The organism is Shewanella sp. 433 (assembly GCF_059338565.1).
In genome coordinates, this window is record NZ_CM181703.1 from 657,809 (window position 1) to 682,336 (window position 24,528).

Genomic DNA, 24,528 nt, shown 5'->3' on the forward strand with positions numbered 1-24,528 from the left:
GACATTATGTTAAGCAAAATTATTCAACTGGCCATTCAGCAAAGGCTGATGGTGCTGATCATCACCATCATGATTGGCGTGTGGGGCGTACAAGAGCTCAGAAATACCCCGTTAGATGCCTTACCGGATCTGTCGGATGTACAGGTGATCATCAAGACCCCTTTTGCGGGGCAGGCCCCTCAACTGGTCGAGGAGCAGGTCACTTACCCTTTATCGACCGCGATGCTCGCGGTACCGGGTGCGAAAACCGTGCGTGGTTATTCGTTTTTTGGTGACTCTTATGTGTATGTCATCTTCGAAGATGGCACCGACATCTACTGGGCCCGTTCACGGGTATTGGAATATTTAAGCCAAGTAAGTAGTCGCTTACCGCCTGGCGTTCAGCCGTCATTGGGGCCTGACGCCTCGGGGGTGGGCTGGATTTTTGAATACGCCTTAGTGGATCGCTCTGGCAGTTTAGACCTGTCGCAATTAAAAAGTCTGCAAGACTGGTACTTAAAATTAGAGCTGCAAAGTGTGGCGGGAGTGTCAGAAGTCGCCACCGTTGGCGGTATGGAGCAAACCTATCAAATCGTCGTAGAGCCAGACAAGCTGGCCATCTATCGTTTAGATATCGCCACCATTAAAAATGCCATCGCGAAATCGAACACCGAAGCTGGCGGCTCGGTGATTGAGATGGCCGAAGCAGAATATATGGTGCGGGCTAAAGGTTACCGACAAACCTTAGATGATTTTCGTGAAATCCCACTGGGGATCACCAGCCCGTCGGGAACGCCTCTGTTACTTAAGGATGTGGCGACGGTGCGTAAAGGCCCAGCGTCGCGCCGTGGCATCGCCGAGCTCGACGGTGAAGGCGAAGTGGTGGGCGGCATTATCGTGATGCGCTACGGTGAAAACGCCTTAGCCACCATTGAAGCGGTTAAAGTCAAGTTAGAGCAGCTTAAGGCCGGTTTGCCCCAAGGCGTCGAAATTGTGCCCACTTACGACAGATCGCATTTGATTGAAAGCTCGGTTGACAACTTGTTCAACAAGGTGATTGAGGAGATGGTAGTTGTCGGCGTGGTCTGTTTGCTGTTTTTGCTGCATGCGCGCTCGACATTGGTGGCGGTGATCACTCTACCGCTGTCTATTCTCATCGCCTTTATCGTGATGAATAAGATGGGAGTGAACGCTAACATCATGAGTCTAGGTGGCATCGCCATCGCCATTGGTGCCGTGGTCGATGGGGCCATTGTGATGATAGAGAACATGCACAAACATCTGGAGCACTTTAGGCAGGAGCATCAGCGTGGCCCAGATAATAAAGAGCATTGGCACATCGTGGCTCAAGCCTCGGTCGAGGTGGGGCCGGCGCTATTTTTCTCACTGCTTATCATTACCTTAAGCTTTGTGCCGGTATTTGCTTTAGAGGCGCAAGAGGGACGGTTGTTTAGCCCGCTGGCTTACACTAAAACCTTTGCGATGGCGGCTGCGGCCGTGCTGTCGATAACTTTAGTCCCCGTACTCATGGGCTTCTTTATTCGCGGCAATATTCCTAAAGAGAGCAGTAACCCCATTAGCCGGGTATTAATTGCCCTGTATAAGCCGTCGCTGACGCTGGTACTGCGCTTTCCTAAAATCACCTTGTTAGTGGCATTAGTGGCGCTGGGCAGCGCTTGGTATCCGGTGACGCAAATGGGCAGCGAGTTTATGCCTGAACTGGAAGAGGGCGATCTGCTGTATATGCCCACCGCCTTACCGGGGATCAGTGCCAGTAAAGCGGCCGAAGTTCTGCAACAGACCGACAGATTAATTAAAACCGTGCCTGAGGTTAAGCGGGTGTTTGGTAAGGTGGGGCGCGCCGAAACCGCGACCGATCCGGCGCCGCTCACCATGTTAGAGACCACCATTATGCTTAAACCCAGAGCCGAGTGGCGCGAGGGTATTGAGTTAAGCGACATCATAGATCAGCTGCAAAAAACCGTTAAAGTGCCCGGTTTAACCAACGCCTGGGTGCAGCCGATTAAGACCCGTATCGATATGTTATCGACGGGGATAAAAACCCCGGTAGGGATTAAGATCACTGGCGCCGATGTCAATGAGTTGCAGCAAGTGGGCGCCGATATCGAGGCGATACTCAGTCAGTTGCCACATACCAAATCGGCTTATGCCGAGCGGGTTGGCGGCGGACGTTATATCGATATCACCCCTAAGTTAGATGTGGCTTCCCGTTACGGCATGTCGCTGAGTGATATTCAAGATGTGGTGCGTTATGCCATCGGAGGGATGAAGATAGGTGAGTCGGTGCAGGGCGCCGAGCGTTACCCTATCAACCTGCGCTATCCTCGCGCGCTACGTGACAATATCGACAAGCTTAGAGAGCTTCCGGTGATCACTAAGTCAGGGCATTACCTGCCGCTACGCAACTTGGCCGACATCAGCATTAGCGATGGCGCGCCTATGTTAAAGAGTGAAAATGGTCGCCTGATCTCGTGGGTATTTGTCGATATTGCGGGCACCTCAATTGGTGAGTACATCACCCAAGCGCAAGCCGCGCTCGATGAACAGTTGGTGGTGCCGCCGCGTTACAGTTACAGCTTTGCCGGGCAGTATGAATATATGCAGCGGGTGGACGCTAAATTGAAAAAGGTGATCCCCATGGCGCTGGCAGTGATCTTTATTCTGCTGATGATGACTTTTGGCTCAACCATGCAGGCTTCTATCATCATGCTCAGCTTGCCCTTCGCCTTGGTGGGCAGCACTTGGTTGCTCTACCTGCTCGACTTTAATATGTCGGTAGCGGTGGCCGTTGGGATGATCGCGTTAGCGGGTGTGGCCGCCGAGTTTGGGGTGGTGATGTTGGTCTACCTTAATAATGCCATTAAGCATCGTAAAGAGACCGGCAGCTATGTGGTCATTGACGATCTTAAAGCGGCGCTTATCGAGGGGGCAGTGATGCGTATTCGACCTAAGGCGATGACGGTCGCGACTATCTTCTTTGGCCTGTTGCCTATCATGTGGGGCTCAGGAGCGGGTAATGATGTGATGCAAAAGATTGCTGCGCCTATGGTGGGCGGCATGATCACCGCACCGTTGCTGTCGCTGTTTGTGTTACCCGCGCTGTATTTACTGATTTACGGCCGCACGCTGAGCAAGGATGAGGCTAATACCTAGTTGCTTATCTTGTAAATGACAACAGTAAACAAAAAAGGCGCTCTATAGAGCGCCTTTTTTTATTGGGTAACAGTGAGGTGAATTACGAGCCGTATACGGGCAGTAAATCAGCCATGGCAAGCAGATGACAGGCCGCCGTCAGGACGCCATAACCAATGACGATAGCGATCACTGCAGTGCCGCCCGGCACTTTAAAGCTCTGACTATCAGGAAACATCTGCCGTGCACGATACGCCATTAAGGCTGGTACAATCGCCGCCCAAACGGTGGCGGCGATGGCCGCAAAGCCAATGGCAATTAAAAAGCCATTGGGAAACAGCAGTCCAAGTAGGGTTGGCGGTACAAAGGTGACGGTAGCGGTTTTTAAACGGCCAGTGCGAGTTTCTTCAAAGCCGAATAGATCCGCAAGGTAGTCAAACAGCCCTAAAGTCACCCCTAAAAACGACGAGGCTACCGCCAAGTTAGCAAACAGGGTTAGCATGGTATTAAGCCAACTGCTGGCCATCACATCCGATAGCGCCGCCACTAACACGCCCATATTGCCGCCTTGGGCGATAATATCGATAAACTCGATACGCGAGATATTGCCCATGGTGGCCATGAGCCAGCAAACATAGATGATAAACGCGATTAAGGTGCCCAAGGTGATGGCTTTCACTATGGTATTGGCATCTTTACCATAATACTTCACTAAGCTTGGCACATTGCCGTGGTAACCAAAGCTGACTAAACCAAACGGGATCGCCGCCAACATATAGGGTAAATAGCGGGTCTCACCATTGGGATGGAATAACTTAGTGGGTTCAATTTCGATCAGCAAGTTACCTATGGCCAAAAAGAAGGTGATTATCATCCCGCCCAGCATGATGGTGGTGATGCGATCGACCGCCTTAGTGCTGATAAACACCACGATGGCTAAGCCAACGGCGAAGATGAGTCCGGCTAAGCCTTGGGGTAATTCAATTCCTAATCCCGCTAGGCTATGGTTGACGATGGAGCCGCCGCCACTGATGTAAGCATAGGCCAGAATATACAACACAAAGGCGATGGACAGACCGTTTACGATACGCCAAAAGTTACCTAAGGTGTCGCGGGTCAAGGTGTCAAAACTGGCGCCGGGTTCAAAGTGTAAATTGGTTTCGAGCAGCAATAGCCCTGATACCAACATGCAAAACCACACGCCTAACATCATCAATAGCGAGTAACTAAACCACATACCCGCACCGACGACAGGCAGAGAGAACATTCCGGCACCGACGGCGGTACCTGCGATAATCATTGCGCCACCCAATAATGATTTGCCAGAGGCTTTATGCTTGGCGGCATTCATATGGTTGGCCATTACGCGTGGTGCTCCGCAGCGACACTGTCGACAATGGTTTGTTTCACTGAGGCACGCAGCAGATGGTTCGCCCGTGAGCGAATACGCTGCACATCGGCTTGCTTAGCATCACCGGCCAGATAACCTAACTCTTTTAGCTTAACGCTTAGGGTGCCGTAGAGTTTCTTATCATAAAACTCAGGTGCAGTAATGCCATGCAATGCGCCAAGGCGCTGAGCTAACTGATGGCTATCGCTCTCAAGTTCCGAGCGTTCAATGTTAGGTGCTGCGGCCAAGATATTGAAGATAATGGCGTAGCGCTGCATAGTTTCACTGATGGTGCCTGCCAAATGCAGTAGCTGATTAAGGTGCTCTGGATTGACGCTAAAGCTAGCGGCTTCAATGATAAGCCCTTGTTCAAGTAGCAGATCTAATAACTGAGACACATACTCAGGTATATCGTCTATCCCCATAAACAGTTCGGCTTGTAGCAGAGGATAAAAGTCTTCGACAGTATCGATAATCGTTTGACGAGTGCAGTTATCGTGCTGGGTTAGGCAACTGGCGATTAACGACGGAATAACCATTAAATGAATAATATTATTTCGATAATAGGTCATGGAGACCGCTTGGCTCTCATCGATAGAGATGATGTCACCCAGTGGGTCGCTGTCGAGCTTGAACTTTTTCAGCTCAAGACCCTGTTCTATCAATTTGGCGCCGTCGCCTTCAACGACCGAGGCAAACTCGGTGTAAGGCAGCTTTTTGAGCAACGTTAGATACAGATCTAGCTGTTTTTCCAGCTGTGAGCGTTCCAGTGCATGTTGCTCTGAGGCCAGTAACACTAAACTGGTTAAGGTCACTGAGCTGACAGCGGCGGCATCATTAATGCGTGTCATCACCCGATTAGCCAAAGTGTTGACCACAGGGGTGAGCCAAGTGGGTTTTTGCTCTCGGTCTTGGGCCAGCTCTTCACGCCAGTTTGGCACTTGCTCGTTGAGGAAGTTGTGTAGCGTGATTGGCTGACCAAAGTTAACGTAACCTTGACCGAAATTGCCTAATTTACGGATGGCACCAAACACCTGCCATAGTGACTCTTTTTTCTTTTTCTTGCCGCTGAGCTCTTTATGGTAAGTGGCCACTTCCATCACATGATCATAACCCAAATACACAGGCACTAAGGTCACCGGGCGCTCGACTCCGCGCAGCACACTGTTAAGTGTCATGGCGATCATGCCAGTTTTGGGCGCCAGCAAGCGGCCTGTGCGTGAACGTCCACCTTCGGTGAAATACTCAACCGAATAGCCTTTGGCAAACAGCTGGTCTAAGTATTCACGAAATACTGCGGTGTATAACTTATTGCCGCGGAAGCTGCGGCGAATAAAGAAGGCGCCGCCACGGCGGAACATGGGGCCTGCTGGCCAGAAGTTAAGGTTAATCCCGGCGGCAATATGCGGTGGCACCATGCCTTGGTAATAGAGGATATAAGAGAGCAGCAGGTAGTCCATATGGCTACGGTGACAAGGGACATAGACAATTTCATGGCCATCATGGTGTAGCTGACGAACTTGCTCGGCGCCTTTGATATTGATGCCTTTATACAGTTTATTCCATAGCCAAGTGAGGAAGCGCTCGGCAATACGCACTAGACTGTCGGAGTAATCCGCCGCGATCTCATCTAGGTATTCGAGTGCGGTTTCACGGGCTTTGGCTTCGGAGATTTTTTTGCTATGAGCTTCTTCTTGAATCGCTTTTTTCATCGACTCAGATTTGAGCAGCGAGTGGAATAAATTTTGGCGATTAGGCAAGACAGGCCCAGTCATGACCTTGCGTTGACGACGAAAATGCACCCGTGCCACTCGCGCCAGTTTTTGCGCTATACGTTTATCTGTACCGTGTTCATCGGCCATATATCGTAGCGACATCGCATTAGAAAACTGCACAAAGTTGTGTCTGCCTAAGAATAAAATCATCAGGCATTTACGCAGCCAAGTCGGGTTCTCCCGCTCTAAAACCGCCGCCTTCATGGTGTCATCTTCTTTGCCTGGAGTACGCCCCCAGTACAGGCTGACTGGCACAAGTTGAATGTCGAGCTCAGGATGTTGTTTGTGCGCACTTAACAGGCGAGTGAAGCTGTCGAGGTAATACTCGTTGCTCTCGCGCTCACCAAACAAGGGTTTGGCCCCTTCGAGGCAAACCACGCGCGACACTTTTTCGCCGCACACATCGAGTGCTTCATAGGGACTCGGTAAGCCGAGTTTAGCGGTTATCTCGCTCAATGCGGCGATATCGCTGATGGATTTCGTCTTCATTACGTAGACTAGAGGTCTATCTGAATCTAGATTAAGGTCATCAAAAGGATGCTGGGGGACCACTATGGTATGAACCAGCTTCTTTTGTATCCAACGTAATGATTTAAACCAGAAAGAGTCTTGTTTGGACATGATTATGTATGCATTCAGGTCATTTTTAATAATGCAGAGAATACCAGAAAATGGCAGTGACACCCTAATTTGTCTCATCTAGTCAGGCAAAAAGGGGTTGAGATAGAGACACTTTGATATTGATAAAAAACAGCGCCTATATTAGGCGCTGTGGTGATTAACCTCATCAATCATGATTGCGGCGGTGAAATACTAGGGTTAGCGCAACGCTTTGATTTAACCTGCTATACCCAAAGCGTGGCAATTTAAATGGCTGTCACTTAGGCGCTTTTACTAAAGCGCTGGCACAAAGTCATCCATCAAAATTACCCCAAGTGGAGCGCCACCACCAACGGCATCTACCGCGGCTACGCCGTAGAGGTTACCCGCCGCAAGCGTAACATCGAGTGGCCCAATGGCCGCCGTTTTACTGCCAGTACCTGTTACTGTGACCACATAGTCGCCAGCAGGCACGGACAAACTGCCAGATGTGGCTTTAAATGGCACATTGCTTAGCGCTGGCGTGGCAGCGGTAATGTCACTGTCTGGAGTGAGGTAGATATCCACATTACCCGCCGAAAAGGAGGCGTGAATAATATTGAGTTTGGCCTCAGTTGCGACTCGGCGACGATCTTCCATCACCACTAATGGCGCAATATCACTACCGCTTAACGAGCCTACCGCCAGTACGCTATAGCTAGCCCCTTGTGTTAGCGTCACTGGCGCGGCATCAATCACCACCACGCTGTTGTCTGCATCGGCAGCCACGGTAACGGTATGGTCGCTCTCAGGCACATTAAGGTAGTTGGTCAATTCGCTGAAGCTAAGCATATCAACCGCAGGGGTGGCCGCGCCGTCGAGAAAGATATCGACCGCAGGGGCATCAGCTACTGCATGAATGGCTCGCACATCACTGCCCGTCATGGTGTCTTGTAGCACCACCTGTGCATCATCTAACGCGACCAGTAGTGCTACAGGTGAATCACCCGTGGCGGCATTAGGGATGGCGCTGATTAGGTAATCATTACCGGCTTGCAATGGGACTGTGCCCGAATCAAACACCGGCGTTTTTTGCCCAGAAGCGGTGATGCGGATCTGATAATCGCTAGCTAAGATCTCAAGTTGATCGCTGGCATCGAGGAAGTTGGCCGACAAGGTGGGCGCCTGAGTTGTGATATCGGCCCCCGGTGCGGTGACATAAATATCCACTAAACCGACATCTGATGCACCATGCAATACTTGCACGCGAGCGTAATCGGTGGCGATGTCACTGACCGCATTGGCGATAAGCTTGAGCTGCAGCGTGTCGTCAGCCACCTTACCTACGGCGACGGCGGTGTATTGCATCTCTGCCATGGCATCGAGCTCGGCGGTTAATACCTCAAGCACAGATCCATCGGCCAATTGGGCATCGACACCTATGGCATAGGTATTAACAGGCACCGTAATAAAACCACTAGAGACGGCATAATCGACGTCAGTGAGTAACGCGGCGCCGTTGGCATTGACGTTCACCTTGGGAGCATCGACGCCAGCATGGATCACGCGAACCTGTGTTTCAAGTACGGGCTCAGGTAACTTGATAATATCGTCATCATCGTCATTACATGCGCTTAGACCAAATATGACGCTTGTACTGAGTAGTATCGCAGGGTATATCCGTTTCATGCATCCATCCTCTATAACAGTTGATTAACATCAGCTATCTACGGCTGGGGATCATCACAAGATCACAACAAGATGCATAAAAAAATGCCGCATTGCGTTGTTTATTTATTAATCAAATAAAATCAATGCGATATTGTTTAGCTTTTGCTGATTTAATATGGCGTCGCTGATCTGGGACTGGCAAAGCTGTTAGATTATTCGATTTTATCGATTGTTGTGTCGCATTTTATGCGCTTTAGTTTCGATTAATTGAAATTTATAATGCTCCATCTTTAGTCCGTGTTGGAGTGATTTATGGCGAGTGTATTGGTGTTAAAGTCGAGTATTTTAGGTGAGTATTCTCAGTCAGCTAAGTTAGTTGATGAGTTGCTGCAACAGTTGCAGGCACAGAGCTCTCAGGTCACGGTGCGTGATTTAACCGAGCAAACATTACCTGTGCTTGACGGTGACATTGCACTCGCGCTAAGAGGTGCTGACAATCTGTCAGACAAGCAGCAGCACGCGGTTGCACTGTCTGATGAACTGATTGCCGAGCTTAAGGCACATGATACGCTGATCATCGCTGCGCCCATGTACAACTTTAGCATTCCGACACAGCTGAAAAACTGGATCGATCTGATCGCCCGCGCTGGGATCACCTTTACCTATACCGATACCGGGCCTCAAGGCTTGCTCCAAGGCAAACGGGCCATACTCGTCACCACCCGTGGTGGGGTGCATAAAGCCGGAGGGACTGACCATGTGGTACCTTACCTTAAGACGGTATTAGGCTTTATTGGTATTGAAAATGTCGATACCGTTTACGCCGAAGCGCTCAATATGGGTCCTGATGCTGCAGAGCAAGGAATACAGCAGGCGCAGCAAGAGATTAAGCAGCTGGTCGCTTAATTCGCTTAATTCGCTTAATTCGCTCAGATAAGCTCGCAGGCTGTGTGGCTGCCTTGCCCGCATATGCAAATGGCGTAACCTAGGTTACGCCATTTTCATTACGGCACTGTTCTTTACGGCATTACTGTCGTTAGCCTAGCCGCGCCAGCGCTTAAAGATCAGTGAAGTATTGATCCCGCCGAAGGCAAAGTTATTGCTCATTACATAATCTGTTTCTAGGTGGCGAACGTCATCTTTAATATAATCGAGTTTGCCGCAGGCCGGATCCACATGCTGCAAGTTTAGCGTTGGCGCAAACCACCCCGCATTCATCATCTCAATCGTTAACCAAGCCTCTAGTGAGCCGCACGCCCCGAGTGTATGGCCAGTGTAGCTTTTGAGCGACGAGATAGGCATCTGCTGACCAAATACTGCTTCAGTTGCTTGGGTTTCGGCAATATCACCGCGATCGGTGGCCGTGCCGTGAGCGTTAACATAGCCTATGGCTTGGGGCGCGAGCTGGGCATCTTTTAATGCCAAGCGGATAGCCACTTCCATGGTGTCGGCATTGGGCTGAGTCACATGTAACCCATCGGCATTGGTGCCAAAGCCCACCAGTTCGGCGTAAATTTTCGCGCCGCGCGCCTTGGCGTGTTCAAGCTCTTCTAGCACTAAGGTACAGGCACCTTCACCGATAACCAGCCCGTCGCGATCGCTATCAAAAGGGCGCGGCGTCATGCTGGGCTGATCATTTTGAGTGCTGGTGGCAAACAGGGTATCAAACACCACAGCTTCGGTTGGGCAAAGCTCTTCGGCGCCGCCGGCTAGCATCAGATCTTGCAGACCAAATTTGATCGCTTCATAAGCATAACCTATACCTTGGCTGCCCGACGTACAGGCACTGCTGGTGGTGTGCACTCGGCCTTTTAAACCAAAAAACACCCCCACATTGACCGCGGTAGTATGGGCCATCATGCGTATATAGCTGGTGGCGGTGACGCCAGACATATCGCCAGTTTTCAGCATGTCACCAAAGGCGATGAGTGGATCGGTACTGCCCGTCGATGAGCCGTAGGCGATGCCCATGGCGCCAGAACTCACCACAGGATCGTCCAGTAGATTGGCATCGATCAAGGCTTTTTCGCTAGCCCATGTCGCCATGATAGCGACGCGTCCCATGGCGCGGATCTTTTTACGTGAATAGTGAGCAGGGTTATCGAAGTCGCTGACGGGGGCGGCGAGGCGCGTATTTAAACCGTCATATTTGTCCCACTCATCCATGCGCTGCACACAATTTTGTTGTGCCTGCAACCGCTTGGCAATGGTTGGCCAGTCGTGGCCCAATGCACTCACACCACCGACTCCGGTGATTACTACGCGTCTTGTCGAGCTTGTCATTAAATCATGCCACCATTAACTGAAATAACCTGACGGGTGATATAGGCGGCGTCTTCAGACATTAAGAAGTTCGCCAGCCCAGCGATTTCTGCCGGCGTGCCCATGCGGCGCATCGGCACCAGCTGTTTAACCATATCGCTTGGAATATCGGTCACCATGTCGGTTTCGATAAGACCCGGCGCGATACAGTTAACGGTAATTTTACGTTTCGCCAGCTCTAAACTAAGCGCCTTGGTTGCACCAATAATCCCCGCTTTAGAGGCGCTGTAATTGACCTGGCCGCGATTACCCGCAATGCCAGATACAGACGCCATGGTGATAATGCGCCCGCCTTGACGGGTTTGGATCATCGGCATGGTGCAGGGATGGATCACATTATAGAAGCCGTCGAGATTGGTGTGCACCACGCTGTCCCACTCTTGCTCGCTCATGGCTGGAAAGGCGGTGTCGCAATTAATGCCGGCATTTAACACCACGCCATAATAGGCGCCGTGCTGCGCGATATCGGCCTCAATGGCCGCTTTGACGCCAGCGCGATCGGCCACATCAAATTGCAGGCAACTGACCTGTGCGCCCAAGGCTTGCAACTGCGCTTGGGTGGCGTTAGCGGCATCTTGATTGCGGTGAAAATGTAGCGCAATATCAAAACCATTGGCCGCCAGTTTGAGGGCGATGGCTTTACCTATTCCGCGGCTAGAGCCGGTGACTAATACGCGTTTGTTCATGAGTTATCTTCCCTGTTGTCTTGGCTGCTTTGAGCGATATAGGCTTGTGTGTCTTGCGGCTGAAATACATTGACATTGGCCGTCGCCACAAGGGTATCTTGCTGCAGAATTTGGCAGTCAAACACCGCCAGTCCGCTCTCCTCTTGGTATAGGCGGCTGACCCTGATCTGGTAACGCTGCCCCAGTTGGTACGCCTTAATGTGCAGCTGGAGTTTACGGGTGCCCAGTAGAAATCCGACGCGGATAGGTTGCTGCTTGGCGGCGGCTTCAATTCCCGCAAGTGCGGCGATGCTTTGCGCCATATATTCTATTCCCACATAGTTGGGCACCGATTGGGTATTGTCATCAAAATAGGGACTGCCGGGTTGAATAAATACTTCGCTTAGCAAGGTGTCTGGCTGATGCTCAAGCAGCCGGTCGATCAAGATCATGGGCGCGCGATGGGGCAGATAATCGGCCACATCGAGCAGCGCTAATGGGTAGTTTGGGTTGTGGGTGTTGCTCTGGTTCATTGGGTTACATCTCGGGGCGGCAAAAAATAACGCTGGCGTTACTGCCACCAAAAGCAAAAGAATTACTCATTACATAGTGTAGCGTGCGCACATGGGCATTATCGCTGTGAGCGGGGACAAAGCGCAGTGGCGGATTGCTATCGTCCCACTGCTGATCGCCCAACTGCGGCGGTAAGCGTCCACTTGGGTTACTGGCTGATAAGAGTAAATAACAAAAGGCCGCCTCGATGGCACCCGCTGCGCCAAGGGCGTGGCCTGTTAAGGGTTTAGTAGAACTGACCCAAGGTAAGTCATCGGCAAACACTTGGGTTAATGCTCGGCTTTCCATGGCATCATTTTTGATAGTCGCGGTGCCGTGCAGATTAATATAGTCGATCTGTTTGGCGCTAATATTGGCTTGGTTAAGCGCCATTTCGATAGCGGCGATGGCGCCAAGTCCCTCAGGGTGAGGCGCCGACATATGATGTGCGTCGCTCGACTCTCCCACACCGGCAAGCATCACATCGGCGCGGCCTCTGATCAGGGTAAACAGCGCCGCCCCTTCGCCAATATTGATGCCGTCGCGGTTGGCGCTAAAGGGTTGGCAGTGACCTTTGGAGATAGATTCTAACGAATAGAAGCCATTTAACGTCAATTTACACAGGCTATCGGCGCCGCCAACAATCACCATATCGCACAGGTTAGCGGCCAATAAGCGCTTGGCACTGGCAAACACCTTGGCGCTGGATGAACAAGCCGTCGATACCGTATAGCATGGCCCTTTAAGGTCAAAATAGTGTTGTAAAAAGTCGCAGCTATTGCCCAGTTCTTGTTTGGAATAGAGGTAATCATCGGGCAGTACTCCGTGCGCCGCGCGATAAGCCAGTGCCTTTTCGCCTTTGGCGATACCCGAGGTGCTAGTGCCTAAAATAATGCCAATGCGATCGGCGCCATACTGGGCTTTAGCTTGTGCCACTTGCGCCTCAATCTGCATGGCGGCCACCAAGAGTAATTGATTGTTACGACAGTCGAAGCGCTGATAAACCTCTGGAATGGCCGGCAAGGGCTCTGCGATGGCGCCGACTAATATCCGCTGCTGGGGGATCAGATCTTCCCGCCACTGCATCCCTTGGGTATCACCATCGAGCAGGCGTTGTAATACCTGCTCTTGAGTCTGGCCCAGTGGGGTACATAAGCCTAAATGGGTGATTGCTATCTCTGTCATCGTGTTGGTTCTTATGGTTTGTGAGAGTGGCATTAGGTTACTCAACCGGCGTTATGTGCAGTGTTAGTTGCGCAGGGATAACCGCCAGCTCCACCTGAGCTTGCCATGGTTGTGGCTGACTATAGCGAATATCAATAATGTTGACCTCGTTATCGTTAGCATAAAGCCTGCGGCACAGCGGCGCATCACATTTAACCGTCGCCATTGTCGCGCCTTGTAAATGGCGATTAACCGTGTCGGTGGGCCAATAGATAAGTTGCAGTAACCCCAGCAGGTATTCGGCTTTAAACTGCTCGCCGAGTATGCGGCTTTGTTGGCTGTCGAGTCGCTGACCATCGAAGGTTAAGGTAAATAGCGCTTGCCCCAGTGGCGCGAGCCCGACCAAGGTCAGCTGCTGCGGGCTGAGTTCGAGTTGGCTCAATAATTGGTGCCGATTGCCTGCGATGCTTAAGTTAACCTGCTGGCTTTGGCTGCGGGGTAGCTCATTGAGCAGCGGCGCTAAACAGTAGCTGACTTCACTGGCTAGCGGCATACAGGTTTGCCGCTGCAGATGTTGGCTACATCCGCTAAGGGCAAACACGATAAATACGCTTAGCGTAAAACCTAGGCGCTTAACTGCGGTCATTGGCATAGCTCGACAATCATATTGAGTCGCCGCTCAGACTCTGTCACAAAGGGGTTGTTTTCATCCCAAGCGTAGCCGGCCAAAATCGCGCTAATCATCTGTTTGATTTTGGGGTTGGGCGACTCATAAAAAATCACGTCCTGAAAACGGCCGTCATACCATGCCTGCACATAGGTGCGAAAGGTATCGACGCCGCGCATGAGTGGCGTGGCGTACTCGGCTTGCCAGTCAACGCTTTCTCCCTCTAGCTGCCTGACAATGCAGCGCGTTGCTATTGACGCCGATTGCATGGCGATGGTGACCCCAGAGGAAAACACCGGGTCGAGAAACTCCCCCGCGTTGCCTAAAAGAGCAAACTTGTCGGTTGCCAGCGTGCTGACGTTGGCCGAATAGCCCGCTAGGCGGCCACATTCTCTGACAATCTTGGCCTTGGCCAGTAGCTGTTTTAAGTACGGCTCTTGGTTCACCAAGCGCATCAATATGCTGCTAGTATCGGTCTCTAAACCGCCCAATAGGTGAGGCTCTGCTACTACGCCCAGTGAGCAGCGGCCATTACTAAAAGGGATCAGCCAGTACCAGATATCTCGATTATCAGGATGCACGCTAATTAAGATTTTATTGCGATCGAATGGGCGATCGCCCAGCTCAACCTTATCGATATTGTCTTCGATATGGGTAAAAATGGCGGTGCGGCTAGGTAAGCTCGACGGGCGCTCTAACTGTAAGAGGCGCGCTAACACTCGGCCGTAGCCGCTGGCATCGAGCAGGTACTCGGCGCTGATTTTATAGGTGTGTTGGGCGCTATCGACAATGGTGAGCGTCGGCGTCGCCGATAAGTCAACGGCAGTTACCGTGTCGCCATAGCGGATCTCAACCCCTTGCTTAGCGGCAGTGTCGGCCAATAATTTGTCGAAATGGCCGCGCTCGACTTGATAAGTGGTGCCGGGACCTGGGGTGAATTTGTTGGTAAAATCAAACATGGTCGAGCGGCCTTGCCAATTAAAGGCGGCGCCATTTTTAAATTGGTAACCCGCCTGATTAACCGCCGCTAGCATGTTGGCTTCTTCTAACACCTGCATACAACAAGGCAGTAAACTTTCACCAATAGAAAAGCGCGGAAAATGCTGCTTTTCAATCACCAAGACTCGCTTGCCTTGCTGATGCAGTAGGCTGGCTGCCACGCTTCCCGAAGGGCCTGCACCTATGATGACAACATCATAATGGCCTGTGAGTGGTGCGTTAGCATGGGTTGAGTCGGTCACTTGTCTATCCTTGTGAAAGTGTAAATGAGGGGCGCAAGCACGAAGGTGAATGCGATACCCAATAATAGGGTTAAGCCGAAATAGTGTATTGCTGGCGTGTGGCTAAATGCCAATAAGCCAAAGGCCATTAAGGTGGAGCAGGCCGACATAAACACCGCCATCATCACCCCTTCACCCTGTTGGGTTTCGGCGAAAAATAGGCTGTAGTCGACCCCGATCCCGAATACCAAAATCAGTGCCAAGGCATGAAATAAGGTCAGTGGTGACCCTAGCAGCCCAAGCGTTGCTAGGGTCAATAACGCCGCCAATGCAGGCACCGCGGTGATCCATAACGCCAGCTTGATGCCAAATCGCCGCGAGAAAATCAACGCGGCCAGCACCAGCGCCAGTGCCAACAAGGCTAAGGTGAGGCCGCGGTATTTGGCCATCACGCTGGAGATATCGGCAACTTTATCCACCAGCTCTACCTGAGTGAACGGTGCAATACTCGCTTGCAGCGCCGCCAGATCGGTAATGCCGCCGAGCAATACTATGGCGCCATATTGCGGCGTAGGATCGCTACCGCTTGGGCTTAACCAGAGCGGGGCGAGCGATATGCCAGCGGGTGACGCCAAAAAGGCGTCGGGCTCAATCAGTAAACTGGCACTGTCTCGGTATTGTTGGCGCAGGCTTGGGGCTAAGCCTAGGTCGAGCCCTAGTCTGCCCAGAACTGTTTCAATATCTTGATAAATAAAGCCTTGTAGTTGATACGCCTGTTGCTGTTTTTGATGGCTAGGAATATAGCTGGCCAAATTAATCGCATTGCCAATCACGCCTTGCTGCTGCAGTTGCTTGAGCGGCTCAGCAAGTTGCTCGAGTTGTTGTAATAACGGCTGCGCGCCTTGGGCCCTGACCAAGATAAATTGATTATCGGTGCCGCCACTGAGCAACTGACGCAGGCGCTGCTCCTGCTGCACGACCTCAAGCGGGCTCAGTTGTAGGTTACGAATATCATCATCTGTGGTCAGTTGCACCAGCCCCCACAGACAGAGCACCGCCATCATTAGCGCCAGTGGCGCTGCCCCTTTGCTGCGCAGGCGGCGCAGCAAGGCTAATCGCGTTAAGTAACCCTGAGCCAATGCCAAGGTGCTCGGCCTGGGTTTAAGTGGGCTATTGGCTAATTTGGGATAGGCCAGCAGTAATGTCAGGTAGGCGCCGATTAATCCAGCCGCGCAGAAGATGGCGACCTGTTGCATGCCCGGAAATGGCGTTAAACCAATGCCAAGGTACGCTAGCACTGTGGTCATTATGGCCAAAGATGCCGCTGGAAACACCGCATTGACTGCAGGCGTTGCCGCCTGTTGTTGGCTGAGGCGCTCACAATAAAAATGAAAGCTGTAGTCGATGGCGATCCCAATCAGGCTGGTGCCAAACACTAAGGTGAGTAGGTGTAGCTCGCCAAACACACTCAAGGTGGTCACGCAGGCAAACAGCAAGCTGGTGGCGATCGTTAGGCTGGCTATCACTAATGGGAAAATCGAGCGAAACGCCAACCACACGAGTGCAATTACCCCGATAAGTGAGGCGGCTCCTAAGGTTGAGATCTCCTGTTTGGCTTGGGTTGTCGCGGCGCTGGCATGCAACAGTGCCCCCGCTTTCAGTACCTCGATGTCGCCAGTCATGCTTAACGGGTTAAGTGAGGCGTCTAAGGCGGTTATCTGTTGTTGCTGGGCGTTAGGATTAAAAACGCTGCCTACGCCTTTAGCCATCACTATGGCCCCGTAGCGAGTCTTCCCTGACGCCTCTTGTTGGGTACTAAGCAAGATCCCTTGCGCGCTTTGCAGTTGTTGGCTTGGCGCTAAGGCTTGTAGGTTAGCGGGATACAGCAGCAGTGGATCTTGGCTCAACAGCGCACTATTGGCATAACCAAAGGCGTTGTAGAGCTGGGAGAGTGCTTGCTGCTCTAATCTGTCCAGCTGACCTTGGCTGAGTAAGTTACGCTGCAGCTCGGTAAGTAGCTTAAACCTATGGGCAAAGTAAAAGTGATTAAACGCGTTGGCGCTATCGCTATTAGCGCTGCTGATGTCGGTAAAACTGTTTGGATGTTGCGCCAGTGCCTGCATGAGCCGCTTTGCGGCATCGATAGCTTGGGCCTGGGTGTCGGCAACTAACCCGATATAGATACGGTCGCTGAGTTGCTGCTCAACCCGGTCGATGGCCGTTTGTGTGAGCGCATCTTGCTGTAATGTTGGCAGCATGGCCAAAATATCGCTTTGCAGCTTAGCGCCTTGTTGCAGCTGCACTGCGCCTAAGACGAACATCGTCCCCAGTAGCAGCAACCACATACACAGCTTACTGTTGGCCGATAGACGGTCGAGTTGACGTGCGAGGAGGGCGATCATCGGCGCGCATCAGGCCGGTTGTCGGCATCATTGTCGGTGCCAAAATTGTCGGTGCCAAATAGCGCCCGTTGCTGGGGTGATAATGGTTGCTCACTTATCTGCTCAAACTCAATGAGGCTACGATCGCCGTTGTTATTAAGTAAGGTGAGTGACTTTATTTGGCTTTGCCCCTGCATCACCATTTTGGGCAGCGCTTGTGCTAGCATGGGATCTTTGGGGATCAAACCGAGTTGCCAGCCACTGGCCTCTTGGATGAGATGCAGGCTAAATTGCTGGCTGAGCGGCGCTATGTCGCCACGCAGCAAGGCACTCATCAATAGGGGAATCGTGCGTGCTAATGCTTGTGCTTGGGGATTGTCATCGGCTCGATTGACCTGACGCTGACCGTCACTGTCGATCTGCACCAAGGTGTCTTGGCTCAGCACTAAGGTGCTGGCAAACGGGCGCAGCTGCACCCAAGCCAAACCTAAGTCACTTTGAAATACAAATTCGCCATGGCTGACAAGCGGGCGTTGCAGCACGGTTAAGTAGCGATATTGAGTAAATTGCCCTTGAGCCGTGTCGCCACTGCTGAGCTGCTCGGCTAGTTGCTGCAGGGCGAGCTTATCCGCTGGCGTGGCAAACAGGCTGATAAAGGTGCTATCGGCAGCAGGACTCACCTGCTCGGCATAGCTTGGTGTGCTGAGGATTAAGCCCAGCAATAGGGCGCAAAGGTAGCGGCTTGAGGTGGCCATGGCTAGTCTCCGCAGCTGTCGAGCAGATGTGCAATCTTGTCGCGAAAACACTCTGGGGTCACAAAGCACAGCTGCTGGTCACGCATGTCGACCGCCGCTTGAATGGTATAGCCTTTGGTCAAACGCTTGTTGCTGGCGAGGTCGCGGACTTCATAGGTGATTTTAATGCGGTTTTCCCACTCGACCAGTGACGCGGTGAGCTTCACCTTTTGATCGAAGGTGCTGGGCTGCACGTATTTGATCTGCAGATCCACAATGGGCCAACCATAGCCTGATTCTTGCATCTTGCGATAGCCATAATCAATTTTATCCAGCAGCTGACAGCGGATCACCTCAAAATAGCGCAGGTAGTTACCGTGCCAAGTGATCCCCATGGAGTCGACATCATGGAAGGGGATCAGCATGTCCATTTCGGTTGTCAATATGGCTTTCATCGGCATCATTCCTTAGTGGCACACTTCCCATAACCCTTGCTGTATTTTATCGACCGTTTGGCGTAATACCTGCTCTAGCGGTCGGTCTTCGCTTAAAAAGTCGAAGTCAGCGCTCACCTGTTGCAGGGTTTTCGCCACCGATGGGGTCAAGGATGCTTGGCATAACTCTTGTTGGCTTATCCGCAAATGAATGCCTTGAGTCATGGCGAGCAAGGCGGCGGCCGCGACTTGTTCGGTTAACTGTAATACCCGCATGCAGTCACGTGCGGCAATGGTGCCCATGCTGACTTTATCTTGGTTGTGACACTCGGTCGAGCGTGAAAAGACGCTGGCGGGCATGGTGTTTTTTAACGCTTCGGCCGTCCAGGCTGACACGCCAATTTGCACCGCTTTAAAGCCATGGTTGATAGCACTGCGATGGCCAGCAGCCCCCGACAGGTTAGCCGGTAAACCGTTGTTAAATTTGGGGTCCATCACCAAGGCCATCTGGCGATCGATAAGGTCAGCAAGGTTTGCCACTGTGTTTTTCATCGAGTCCATGGCAAAGGCGATGTGGCCGCCATAGAAATGGCCGCCATGGAGAATATGCTCACCTTCGGCGTCGACAATGGGGTTGTCGTTGGCACTGTTGAGTTCGGTCTCAATAAACTGGCGCATAAACGGCAGGGCATCTTGTAACACGCCAATAATGTGAGGCGCACAGCGGATAGAGTATCTATCTTGTAAGCGATCAGAGTTGCGTGGATGTTCATGGTGATTCAAATCGGCGCGGATCCAAGCGGCAATTTGGTTTTGCCCTGGGTGTGGCTTGGCGGCAAACAGTATCTCATCGAAATGGTTTGCGTTGCCCTTAAGCGTTAACGAGGCCATGGCGGTAATGCGGCTGGTCAGGCGAGCTAAATACTGGGCTCTGTCGTAGGCAAGGCAAGCCAGCGCCGTCATTACCGCGGTGCCGTTCATCAGCGCGAGCCCTTCTTTGGGGCGTAAGGTGAGCGGCGTGATGGATAGCTGGGCGTACACCTGGGTTGTCGCTTGGCGCTTGCCTTGATAAAACACCTCGCGCTCGCCGACCAATACCGCCGCTAAATAGGAGAGCGGGGTGAGATCGCCACTGGCGCCGACCGAACCTTCTTGGGGGATCACGGGAATAATATTAAGATTGAGCAAGGTTTCGATGCGCTGCAACAGCTCATAACTCACCCCAGACTTACCCAGTGCCAACGAGTTGAGCCGGCACGCCATTACCGCGCGGGCCTGCATTTCACTGAAAGTGTCGCCGAGTCCGCAGCCATGAAAGCGTGACAAGTGCAGCGGCAGCTCATGGACCAAGTCCAGCCCCACGGCAACAGTGCAGGAGTCGCCATACCCTGTGGTGACACCATAAACCACCCCCTCTTCGGCCAGTAGGCTGTCGATAAAGCGGGCGCCTTTTTGAATCGACTCTTGGTAATCTGGCTGGCGGTTGAGTTTGGCCTGAGCGCCTTTGGCAATGGCCACCACCTCTTCTAGCGTCAACGAGCGTTGGCCGAACTCAACGAGGTTTACTGCGGGTTGCGTCATCTATTTATCTGTCCTGTTAGCCGTTGAGGGGCGAGTTACACTCGCCGCGCGCAGGTGCTCGTCATCCTTGCGCCAAAAATCGAAAAAGTTAAACCATTGCAGTGGCTCGCGCCGTGCGTAGTATTCAAGCCTTGCGCTGTAGCGGCCAATGGCTTGCTCGAGGCGTTGCATGCGTCCGGCGCGTGGGCCTTTAAGGGTGTCGCTAAAGTGTTCTAAATAGACTCGGTAGCGGCCCTGCTCTCGCAAGCAAAACATCAAATATACGGGGCAGTCGAGTAACCCTGCCAAAATAAAGGGCCCCTGAGGAAATGGCGCGGGTTTACCCATAAAAGGGGCGTAAACGACTCGGCCTTCGCTGCGCGATGAGGTGCGATCGCCTGCGATAACCACTAACTCTCCTTGGGCGACTTTTTCGTGCAGCAGCATGGAGGTGGTGGGGCCCAGTTCGCTCACTTGGATAAGGTTTAGTGCGCTGTCCGGGTTGAGTTGTTTAAGTACCCGATTGAAGTTTTCGGCGTTCTCGGTTAACACCATCACATTGACTTTAATCTTGTGCTGGTGGCTGGATATCGCTCGGCACAGCTCTATGTTACCTAAGTGTGAGGCCAGCAATACCGCGCCTTTCCCCTGTTCAATCTGTTGGTTGAGCAGCTCGCGGTTCGCGAAGTCTACTTGGCTTATTTGCAGCCGATTGCACCAGGCATCGATACGGTCTAAGGCGGCATTACCAAAGCTGATGAAGTGTTTTAAGCTATGGCGCCACCCTATCTTGCCCTTGAGTTGGGGGTGTTGGGGTTCAACGCTTTTAACTTGCTGTAAAAATTGCAAAGAGGCGGCTCGTGCGCTGCTGCCAGTGAGAAAGAAATAGCCGATCACCGGATACATAATGGCGCGGCATAACCAGTGGCTGCCAATCTTATAGCTACTTGCAAGCAGCTTGATGCCCCAATAACTACCGCGTTCGCTGGTGCGCGACCAGTGTCTGGCTTGTTGTGGCTCGGGCTGGCGCTGGCGCTGCAGTCGCTTAGGTAGGCGTTTGAGCATGGTGAAACACAGTTTGGTATGCAGGGCTGAGATGCGTAGGTTATCCCGTACCGCTTGGAAGTGGCTGCTACCATCTTCTGGATAAATCACCTTGGTGGGCAGGTGCACGATACGTGTGCCTTGCCAATAGAGTTTGACTAAGATCTCGATGTCAAAGTCCATGCGCTCGCCTAGCGCCTCGGTTAAAAATAGTCGCTCTGTCGCCGTCAGCGGATAGACGCGAAAGCCACACATGGCATCTTTTATCTCAAAACTTAAGGTCTCGACCCAAACCCAAAAGTGGGTGATATAGCGGCCATAGAGACGGCCTTTAGGCACAGAGTCATCGTATTGCGGCTGGCCGGAAATCACCGCCTCTGGTTGGGCTTTGGCGTGCTCGATAAAGGCCGGAATATCGTCCAAATCATGCTGACCATCGGCATCGACTTGCAAGGCGTGGCTAAAACCATCGGCGTAAGCCGCCCTGAGTCCCGTGGTGACCGCGGCTCCCTTGCCTCTATTATAAGGGTGATGCAGTAGGGTAACCCATTCATATTGTTCGGCTAATTGGCTTAATAGGTAGCGGGTCTCATCGTTACTACCATCATTAACTAGATAGCAGGGCAGAGCCAGCGGCGCTAAGCGCTCAAGGGTCTGCTTAATCGCCTGTTGATGGTTGTAATTAGGAATGACTAACGCTAATTGCATCAGGCGCTCTCCTCGAGTTTAGCGCCGCTCAGGGCGATACGACCCGAGCCAAAACGTTTGTCGCCATCGTAATAGGCAAAGGTGAGCTTATGTTTGCTGGCATTGAGGCTGATTTTGAGAAACACTTGGCTGCTAGGCAATATAAGTTGCTGAAATTTTAGTACTTCAAGGCTGTCGACTTGTGCTTCATAGCCAAATTCGTGCGCGCCGAGTTGCACCGCCCAATCTAACTGAGTCACCCCGGGTAACACGGCTTGCTGTGGAAAATGGCCGTCGAAATAGGGCAGGGTTGCCGTAATATCGAGGTGCCATTCGACGCCATCGGCGAGTGTGGTCTTACCGATAATGGGCGGTAAACTGGACTTAATCATGGCTAAATAACTCGATTAATCGTTGATTATCACGCTTGCCCTGCGGGGTCAGCTCAAGCACTTCAGGATAGCGCCAGCGCTTGGGCAGAGTGACCCGCTCAAACTGGGTTAACAGGTGGGCTTTGAGTTGGTTGTTCACCGCCAACTTACCTTCATTATTAAGCATCTCTTTCCCCTGAGCCGATAGTACGATGGCCGCGCCAAGCTGCATGCGTGGCTGCTCCAATACCATTAACATGGCCTGAGACACCATGGGGTGGCGTTCTAGTAACTGCTCCATCTGCACCAAGCAGATACGCTTCTCTTCGATTTTGACGATACGGTCGAGTCGACCCAGCAGGTGAAACTCGCTGTCGCTGACAAGATTGACTTTATCGTCACATTTTAGCCAGTCGTCATTGTCCAGATAAGGTGATTTGAGCAGCAGCGCGCCATCGATTGCATCTTGCTTAATCTGGTGTGAGGCAAAAATGCGCCAAGGTTGATTGTCGGCGCTTTGACGGCGATAAGCGATGCCACCGGTTTCAGTGCTGCCGTACACCTCAATCGGCGGTTTGCCATAGCAGTGGGCTATTTCTGCTGCCGCTTGGAAATTGAGCGGCCCGCCAGAGCTAAAGACTAAGCTGGGCGAATGCAGCTGTGGCTGATGCTCGAGTGCTTCGGGAAGTCGCGACAGTTGCGCCGGGCTACTGATCAAACATAAGTTAGGAAATAAGCTAGTGTAATAGGTTAAGGTTTCTGGGTACTCCACCAGATCGCTCAGGAAAGGGCGACTGGCGGCGAGTGGCCAGAGAATTTTAAACAAGAGCCCGTAAATATGTTGGTGTGACACTGTCGATATCACGCTGCAATGGGGCAGGTGCGCCGCAAATGTTTGTTCCAGTACGCTGACTTCGGCATCGAGCTGGGCTAGGGTCTTGGTGATGGCTTTGGGTTGGCCGCTGCTGCCTGAGGTAAAGAGCACCAGTTCACCCACGACAGCGTTATCTGCAAGGGACGGCCAGTGAGATTCGGCGCCAGAGTGCTCTTTTTTGAGCGTCAACATCAACTTTCCTTCACACAGGCAACTGTCGGACAAGATGCCGTCAAACTCGTGGGTCAGTTCACTCAAGGTGCCTGCTTGGGTATTGCTAGGTAAGATCAATTGTTTACCCGCAAGCAACCCCGCGCACAACCCTATGGCGAAGAGATCGCTACTGTCGCTTGCCAGTAACCAGCGCTTGGCGGGTTGCTCACTTAAGCTAGCATACAGGGCGGCCACTTGGGCGGTAAATGCGCTACCCGTGACGATGTCGTGGTGATTGAAGCTGATAAGTTGCTGGCTCGAGGGGCCTTGAGACAGCCAAGTTTTTAATAGCTCTGTCATGACTTTGTTAACCACAGTGTTCGATATAGCCATTCCCCACCGAGTAGCAGCCCAATAAGCAGATACGCGATGAGACCGTTGTACAGGGTCCAGGTTGCTAAGCTGGTGTAGTGAGCGGTATAGCAGGCCACTACGCCGTTAACAATAAATAGCCCGCACCAGAGTTTGGTGACGTTGGCCAAATAGGGGATCGCCGCGTCAGGCAACTTAGGCTCTTTCAACCTCGCCAGACGCTCTATCATGCTGGGGCCGTGTTTAAGCGAATAAGCAAACAACCCCAACATAGTTAGATTGATCACCACAGGATAGTAGAGTAGCCAGTCGTTACGCTTGGCAATAAAGCTGCCAGCGGTCAAGCCTATACCAGCCAGTAGCGGCAGGGCCATCGCCTTGACGCGCTGTTGTTGAATGGCTAAGCGCGCCACCAGCAGCAGGCATAGGCTTAACGCAATCACGCCCGGTGGCAAGTAATGCAGCCCAAAATATACGGCTATGGGGTAGCCCAATAACAGTAGGGTGCTAATTACTTGTATTATCAGGCGCATTACTGCTTAACGAGTCCTTCGATGGCAGATACGACATCATCGACCGTGCGCACCGCTTTAAACTCATCGGGTTTAATCTTCTTGCCCGTAAGTTGTTGCAGTTTAATCACCAAATCGACCGCATCTATGCTGTCGAGATCGAGCTCGTCATATAATGAGGCCTCAGGGGTAATATCTTGTGCTTCAATTTCGAACTCTTCGACCAAAATGTTTGTCAGCATGTCGAGGATCTGTTGACGATTTTGCAT

The 24,528-nt window shown here is 52.1% G+C and carries 20 protein-coding genes; 2 read left to right on the plus strand and 18 right to left on the minus strand.

Annotated features, from left to right (window positions below; translation table 11 throughout):
• Positions 1-6: 6 nt before the first annotated feature.
• Positions 7-3,153 carry an efflux RND transporter permease subunit gene (locus tag AC5YB1_RS03100; RefSeq protein WP_494520680.1) on the plus strand — a complete coding sequence of 1,049 codons (3,147 nt, stop codon included), beginning with the start codon at positions 7-9 and terminating at the stop codon, positions 3,151-3,153.
• 82 nt (positions 3,154-3,235) lie between these two features.
• Here the strand turns inward: AC5YB1_RS03100 and mtr are convergent, their stop codons facing one another.
• The 3 genes from mtr to AC5YB1_RS03115 form a co-directional block, all read right to left on the minus strand.
• Positions 3,236-4,495 carry a tryptophan permease gene (gene mtr, locus AC5YB1_RS03105; protein WP_494520681.1) on the minus strand — a complete coding sequence of 420 codons (1,260 nt, stop codon included), beginning with the start codon at positions 4,493-4,495 and terminating at the stop codon, positions 3,236-3,238.
• Entirely contained in the window at positions 4,495-6,918 is a 2,424-nt protein-coding gene (gene plsB / locus AC5YB1_RS03110; RefSeq protein ID WP_494520682.1) for a glycerol-3-phosphate 1-O-acyltransferase PlsB, read from the minus strand. Before plsB ends, mtr begins: the two co-directional genes overlap by 1 nt.
• Positions 6,919-7,191: 273 nt before the next feature.
• Complete coding sequence (locus AC5YB1_RS03115) at positions 7,192-8,565, minus strand: DUF4397 domain-containing protein (protein ID WP_494520683.1); 1,374 nt, start codon at positions 8,563-8,565, stop codon at positions 7,192-7,194.
• A 294-nt stretch (positions 8,566-8,859) separates the two neighbouring features.
• Here AC5YB1_RS03115 and AC5YB1_RS03120 point away from each other — a divergent pair, with 294 nt between their 5' ends.
• On the plus strand, positions 8,860-9,453 hold the full coding sequence (locus AC5YB1_RS03120) for an FMN-dependent NADH-azoreductase (protein ID WP_494520684.1): 594 nt from the start codon (positions 8,860-8,862) through the stop codon (positions 9,451-9,453).
• 135 nt (positions 9,454-9,588) lie between these two features.
• On the opposite strand, the gene AC5YB1_RS03125 is transcribed toward AC5YB1_RS03120, so the two are convergent.
• The 15 genes from AC5YB1_RS03125 to AC5YB1_RS03195 are packed head-to-tail and all read right to left on the minus strand — an operon-like array spanning position 9,589 to position 24,528.
• Positions 9,589-10,830: a beta-ketoacyl-ACP synthase gene (locus tag AC5YB1_RS03125; protein ID WP_494520685.1), complete on the minus strand. Its 1,242-nt coding sequence runs from the start codon at positions 10,828-10,830 to the stop codon at positions 9,589-9,591.
• A complete protein-coding gene (locus AC5YB1_RS03130) occupies positions 10,830-11,555 on the minus strand; it encodes a 3-ketoacyl-ACP reductase FabG2 (RefSeq protein WP_110457615.1) in 726 nt (241 codons plus the stop codon). The genes AC5YB1_RS03125 and AC5YB1_RS03130 overlap by 1 nt, the downstream gene beginning before the upstream one ends.
• A complete protein-coding gene (locus tag AC5YB1_RS03135) occupies positions 11,552-12,067 on the minus strand; it encodes a hotdog family protein (protein ID WP_475515112.1) in 516 nt (171 codons plus the stop codon). Before AC5YB1_RS03135 ends, AC5YB1_RS03130 begins: the two co-directional genes overlap by 4 nt.
• 4 nt (positions 12,068-12,071) lie before the next feature.
• On the minus strand, positions 12,072-13,271 hold the full coding sequence (locus tag AC5YB1_RS03140; protein WP_494520686.1) for a beta-ketoacyl-[acyl-carrier-protein] synthase family protein: 1,200 nt from the start codon (positions 13,269-13,271) through the stop codon (positions 12,072-12,074).
• Positions 13,272-13,308: 37 nt separating this feature from the next.
• A complete protein-coding gene (locus tag AC5YB1_RS03145) occupies positions 13,309-13,896 on the minus strand; it encodes a DUF3261 domain-containing protein (RefSeq protein WP_494520687.1) in 588 nt (195 codons plus the stop codon).
• Positions 13,893-15,158: an NAD(P)/FAD-dependent oxidoreductase gene (locus tag AC5YB1_RS03150; protein WP_494520688.1), complete on the minus strand. Its 1,266-nt coding sequence runs from the start codon at positions 15,156-15,158 to the stop codon at positions 13,893-13,895. The genes AC5YB1_RS03145 and AC5YB1_RS03150 overlap by 4 nt, the downstream gene beginning before the upstream one ends.
• Positions 15,155-17,539, minus strand: coding sequence for an MMPL family transporter (locus AC5YB1_RS03155; protein WP_494520689.1), 2,385 nt, complete (start codon positions 17,537-17,539; stop codon positions 15,155-15,157). Before AC5YB1_RS03155 ends, AC5YB1_RS03150 begins: the two co-directional genes overlap by 4 nt.
• The gene (locus AC5YB1_RS03160) at positions 17,536-18,273 is read right to left on the minus strand and encodes an outer membrane lipoprotein carrier protein LolA (protein ID WP_494520690.1); all 738 of its coding nucleotides are present in this window, start codon (positions 18,271-18,273) and stop codon (positions 17,536-17,538) included. Before AC5YB1_RS03160 ends, AC5YB1_RS03155 begins: the two co-directional genes overlap by 4 nt.
• 2 nt (positions 18,274-18,275) lie before the next feature.
• The gene (locus AC5YB1_RS03165; RefSeq protein WP_494520691.1) at positions 18,276-18,707 is read right to left on the minus strand and encodes an acyl-CoA thioesterase; all 432 of its coding nucleotides are present in this window, start codon (positions 18,705-18,707) and stop codon (positions 18,276-18,278) included.
• Between the two features lie 12 nt (positions 18,708-18,719).
• Positions 18,720-20,267, minus strand: coding sequence for an HAL/PAL/TAL family ammonia-lyase (locus tag AC5YB1_RS03170; protein ID WP_494520692.1), 1,548 nt, complete (start codon positions 20,265-20,267; stop codon positions 18,720-18,722).
• Entirely contained in the window at positions 20,268-21,998 is a 1,731-nt protein-coding gene (locus AC5YB1_RS03175) for a glycosyltransferase family 2 protein (RefSeq protein WP_494520693.1), read from the minus strand.
• The gene (locus AC5YB1_RS03180) at positions 21,998-22,369 is read right to left on the minus strand and encodes an ApeI family dehydratase (RefSeq protein ID WP_494520694.1); all 372 of its coding nucleotides are present in this window, start codon (positions 22,367-22,369) and stop codon (positions 21,998-22,000) included. The genes AC5YB1_RS03175 and AC5YB1_RS03180 overlap by 1 nt, the downstream gene beginning before the upstream one ends.
• A complete protein-coding gene (locus AC5YB1_RS03185) occupies positions 22,362-23,735 on the minus strand; it encodes an AMP-binding protein (RefSeq protein WP_494521569.1) in 1,374 nt (457 codons plus the stop codon). The genes AC5YB1_RS03180 and AC5YB1_RS03185 overlap by 8 nt, the downstream gene beginning before the upstream one ends.
• Positions 23,732-24,280 carry a COG4648 family protein gene (locus AC5YB1_RS03190; protein ID WP_494520695.1) on the minus strand — a complete coding sequence of 183 codons (549 nt, stop codon included), beginning with the start codon at positions 24,278-24,280 and terminating at the stop codon, positions 23,732-23,734. Before AC5YB1_RS03190 ends, AC5YB1_RS03185 begins: the two co-directional genes overlap by 4 nt.
• Positions 24,280-24,528 carry an acyl carrier protein gene (locus tag AC5YB1_RS03195; RefSeq protein ID WP_494520696.1) on the minus strand — a complete coding sequence of 83 codons (249 nt, stop codon included), beginning with the start codon at positions 24,526-24,528 and terminating at the stop codon, positions 24,280-24,282. The genes AC5YB1_RS03190 and AC5YB1_RS03195 overlap by 1 nt, the downstream gene beginning before the upstream one ends.